At 66.0% G+C, this 4,154-nt stretch carries 4 protein-coding genes; 1 reads left to right on the top strand and 3 read right to left on the bottom strand.

Annotated elements, in window-relative coordinates:
- Nucleotides 1–111: 111 nt before the first annotated feature.
- A complete protein-coding gene (locus tag BZF57_RS20535; RefSeq protein ID WP_066117545.1) occupies nucleotides 112–1,482 on the top strand; it encodes an IS1380 family transposase in 1,371 nt (456 codons plus the stop codon).
- Between the two features lie 167 nt (nucleotides 1,483–1,649).
- Here BZF57_RS20535 and tnpC read toward each other — a convergent pair whose 3' ends face one another.
- The 3 genes from tnpC to tnpA are packed head-to-tail and all read right to left on the bottom strand — an operon-like array spanning nucleotide 1,650 to nucleotide 4,069.
- A complete protein-coding gene (gene tnpC, locus BZF57_RS20530) occupies nucleotides 1,650–3,293 on the bottom strand; it encodes an IS66 family transposase (protein WP_086740883.1) in 1,644 nt (547 codons plus the stop codon).
- Nucleotides 3,294–3,353: 60 nt separating this feature from the next.
- Nucleotides 3,354–3,695: an IS66 family insertion sequence element accessory protein TnpB gene (tnpB, locus tag BZF57_RS20525; protein ID WP_240506054.1), complete on the bottom strand. Its 342-nt coding sequence runs from the start codon at nucleotides 3,693–3,695 to the stop codon at nucleotides 3,354–3,356.
- Complete coding sequence (gene tnpA / locus BZF57_RS20520; protein ID WP_072678280.1) at nucleotides 3,692–4,069, bottom strand: IS66-like element accessory protein TnpA; 378 nt, start codon at nucleotides 4,067–4,069, stop codon at nucleotides 3,692–3,694. Before tnpA ends, tnpB begins: the two co-directional genes overlap by 4 nt.
- Between the last annotated feature and the right edge of the window lie 85 nt (nucleotides 4,070–4,154).

The following is a 4,154-nucleotide window of genomic DNA, read 5'->3' as shown; positions in this document are numbered from 1 at the left end:
TAGCCCATCTTATTCACCGGCGATGTCGTGAAGGGTTGGCGGGAGTGGTGTAAGCATTTGCATTGTTGTAGGAATGTGGTTGTTCAAGCCAGACCTGCAACGGGGCAAAAAATGCCACAGACCACACCCGCCGGATGCGATGATAGCGCGGCTGCATTTTCGTTTCCAGCGGTTGGCGGCAAGAAGGTCACAGCTGCGTTTGACGGCGGCAGGCTGACCTCGGATGGCGGTGTGCTGCTGCTGGCTCAGGCCGAGCGCATGATGGGCATCTGCCAGCAGCTTGCGGCATGTATTGCTGATCCCCGCGATCCGTCGCGGGTGGTCCATCGGCTTGAGGATATTTTCCTTGCCCGTGTGCTGGCGATCGCGTGCGGCTATGAGGATGCCGATGATCTCGACGCCCTGCGCGATGATCCTGGTTTCCGCCTGGCGCTGGGCAAGCTGCCGGGGGCAGGTGCGGGACTTGCCAGCCAACCGACCATGAGCCGATGGGAGAACGCGCCGACCACGCGCGAGCTGGCCAAGATGCTGGCGGCCATGGTCGACATCTACTGTGCCAGCTATCCCGCTGCTCCGGCAGCCGTGACGCTGGACATCGATGATACCTGCGATGTCGTGCACGGCTATCAGCAACTCTCGTTCTGGAACGGACATCATGGCGAGCGCTGCTTCCTGCCGATCCATGTTTATGACACTGCGACCGGCCGTCCGGTGGCGATGCTGCTGCGCACGGGCAAGACGCCTTCGGGCAAGGAGGCTGCGGGCCACATCCGGCGTCTGGTGCGTCATCTTCGCCGCCACTGGCCCGATACCCACATCACCATCCGCGGCGACGGGCATTATGGGCGGCCCGAGGTCATGGCCTTCTGCGAGGCTGCCGGCATCGATTACGTGCTCGGCCTGCCGACCAATGCCGCGCTGCGCGCCGATCCCGTCATCGTCACGGCTGCCGATGCCTGTGCGGTCCGCCGCGCCGAGGAAGGCCGCGTGGTCCTGCGCAGCTATGCCGAGACCCGCTACGGCGCGAAGAGCTGGAACTGCCAGCGCCGCGTCGTCGCCCGGATCGAGGCCAGCACGCTGGGCATGGACATCCGCTACGTCGTCACATCGCTGACCGAGGGCTCGGCCGAGCACATCTACGACACGCTCTACTGCGCGCGCGGACAGGCAGAGAACCTGATCAAGCTGCACAAGACACAGCTGGCCAGCGATCGCACCTCGTGCCGGTCGGCCAATGCCAATCAGATGCGCCTGATCCTGCACACCGCCGCCTACTGGCTCCTGTGGCGCGTCCAGCAGGCGATGCCGAAGACCGCCGCTCTGGCGAGGGCTGAGTTTACCACCCTGCGCCTGCGGCTGCTCAAGGTTGCCGCCCGCGTCATGGAAAGCGCTACCCGCATCCGCGTCGCGTTCGCCTCGGCCTGTCCCGACGCCGATCTGCTGCGCGCCATCGTTCTCGCGCTCAAGCCTGCGCCCACATAGCCGGTGCGGCAGTGCCGCCGAAACCCCCGAGCCAGTCCTTCAACCCGAAAAGCCCATCGATCACAGCGCGGTGAAAAACTCCGCCAAAGGCGCTCGCCCGCGTCACGCCGCCAGCGGCACCGCCGGCGCCGGGTAGCCTGCAAACGCACCCTCATGAATAAGAGAGGTTAGGCGGCGATTGCGTCGGGGAGCGGCGCCCAGTTCCAAGGCAGCAACTGATCGAGCCGGGTGGCGGGGTGGTCCGCAATGCGGGCGAAGACATCGGCGAGCCAAGCCTGCGGATCGACATCGTTGAGCTTCGCGGTCTGGATCAGGGTGTAGATGATGGCGGCACGCTGGCCGCCGCGATCAGATCCGCAGAACAGCCATGCCTTGCGACCGAGCGGGATGCAGCGAAGGGCGCGTTCGGCAGCGTTGTTCGTCAAGCAGATGCGCCCATTGTCGAGGAACCGGGTGAACGCATCCCAGCGCTTCAGCATGTAGAGGCAGGCCTTGGTCAGATCATGGCCGCGCGACAGCTTGGCGACCTGCTCGGTGAGCCAAGCGTGCAGGTCGGCCATCAGCTGCGCGCTGAGTTCCTGGCGGGTGGCAAGCCGCTCGGCGGGGCTCTTGCCGTTGATGCCGCGCTCGATGTCGAACAGGGCATCGAGACGTTGCACGGCTTCCAGCGCGATCGGATAGACCATGCTGCTGCGCTGGCCGCGGCTCTTCTTGCGGGCCGAGCTGACGACATCGGCGAGCTCGAAGAACTTGCGCCTGGCATGGGCAAAGCAGCCCGCCTCGAGCACGGGACCGGGGTTGCGTCCTTCGCGGTAGAGCTCGTTGTAGCCGCTATAGGCATCGGCCTGCAGGATGCCGGACCATGGCGCGAGATGAGCTTGCGGGTGCTCGCCGCGCCGGTCGCGCGAGTAGTGGAACAGAGCGGCGGGTGGATCGGCCCCAGCAAAGGGGCGATCATCGCGGACGTAGACCCATAATCGGGCCGTATCGGTCTTGCCTCTGGCCATGACCGGCACCGTCGTATCGTCGCCGTGGATACGGGTTGCGGCGAGAACGTGCGCCTCGATGAGCTTGTAGATCGGCATCAGCGCGTGCGCCGCAGCGCCAACCTGATCGGCAAGGGTCGAGAGGCTGAGCGGCACGCCTTCGCGGGCGAACCGCTCGGCCTGACGGTTGAGGGGCTGATGCTGCCCATACTTCTCGAACAGGAGCATGGCGAGGAAGCTGGGGCCCGCCCACCCGCGCGGAACCACGTGGAACGGTGCCGGCGCCTGCGCGATCTTCTCGCAGTCCCGGCACGCAAACTTCTCGCGCACCGTCTGGATCACCTTCCACGAGCGCGGGATCACCTCGAGCGTCTCGGTGACGTCCTCGCCAAGCTTGGAGAGCCGACCGCCGCCGCAGGCCGGGCAGGAACAGGGCGCAGGCACCACGACACGCTCGCGCGGCAGGTGCTCGGGGAACGGCTTCCTTGCGGGCCGCTTGCGCTCGAAGGCGGTGACCGTGGTGGTCTTAGCCGCCGCCGCCTCGGCGATCAGGTCGTCTTCGGCCGCGTCAGCCTCGAGCTCTTCGAGTTGCAGCTCCATCTGGTCGAGCAGGCGGCGGCTACGCTCGGCGCTGGGGCCATACTGCTCGCGCTTCAACTTGGCGATCTGCAGCTTGAGGTGCGCGATCAGCGCCTCGATGGCGCTCTCGCGGGCATGGGCGTTGGCGAGCTTGGCCTCTGCTTCGTCAGCCTTCTGGAGCGCGGAAACCAGCAGCGCCTTGAGCGCTTCGACATCGTCCGGAAGGGGCGAAATGACGGCTTCCATGGAGGAGAGTGAATCATCATCCACCCTCTGCTGCAAGGCCAAAATGCCCGCATCTGCCGGTTATCCTGCGCTCTGCGGCCGCCACGTATACTGCGGGTTGCGCCAGTCGATCCCCTCCAGCAGGCAGGCCAGCTGCGAGGGGGTCAGCGACACCGTTCCCTCACTCGCTGCAGGCCATATGAACCGCCCCTTCTCGAGCCGCTTGGCGTAAAGCGACATGCCGATCCCGTCGTGCCAGATGATCTTGACCAGCGAGCCTGCGCGGCCGCGGAATACGAACAGATCGCCGCAATGCGGATTACGCTTGAGCCCTTGCTGGACCAGCAGCGCCAGGCCCTGCATGCCCTTCCTCATATCCGTGTGGCCGAGCGCGATCCACACACGGGCGCCGGGAGGGATCACCGCAGCGCCTTCAGGGCAGCCGCAACCAGCGCTGGCGACGCCGCGGGATAAATGCTCAGCCGCTTCCCGCGTGGCAGGTCGATGATCATCGCGGGGTGCTCGGCAGCGCTGACTGCCACCGCATCCTCGTCCAGCACAGCTTCGGCAAACACCGGCGCTGGCAACGCCTCGGCCGCGCTGGCCTCCTGCGCCGCATCTGCCTCGCGCAGCTTGCGCCGCCACGTGTAGATCAGCGCCGATGAAATATCGTGCCGTCGGCACACCTCGGCAACGCAGGCGCTCGGCGCGAAAGCCTCGGACAGGATCCGCAGCCGCTCTTCCTCGCTCCACCGTCGGCGCCGCTCTGGCCCCGAAAACACCGTCACCTGACCCATCGACCACTCCTAAGCGCGCTCACAAGAGCACGCTAAAGAGCGCTCAATACCTACCCAGACAAGGCGGCCCCCGCCGGATGGATAC

It is taken from the genome of Erythrobacter colymbi (assembly GCF_002155685.1).
In the GTDB taxonomy this organism is placed as follows: domain Bacteria; phylum Pseudomonadota; class Alphaproteobacteria; order Sphingomonadales; family Sphingomonadaceae; genus Erythrobacter; species Erythrobacter colymbi.
Note: the sequence above shows the minus strand (reverse complement) of the source record. Positions and strands in the feature narration are given on the sequence as shown.

Coding starts and splice junctions, on each gene's coding strand:
- tnpA (WP_072678280.1), bottom strand. CDS start 4,069: ATGGGTCAGGTGACGGTGTTTTCGGGGCCAGAGCGGCGCCGACGGTGG.
- BZF57_RS20535 (WP_066117545.1), top strand. CDS start 112: ATGCCACAGACCACACCCGCCGGATGCGATGATAGCGCGGCTGCATTT.
- tnpC (WP_086740883.1), bottom strand. CDS start 3,293: ATGGAAGCCGTCATTTCGCCCCTTCCGGACGATGTCGAAGCGCTCAAG.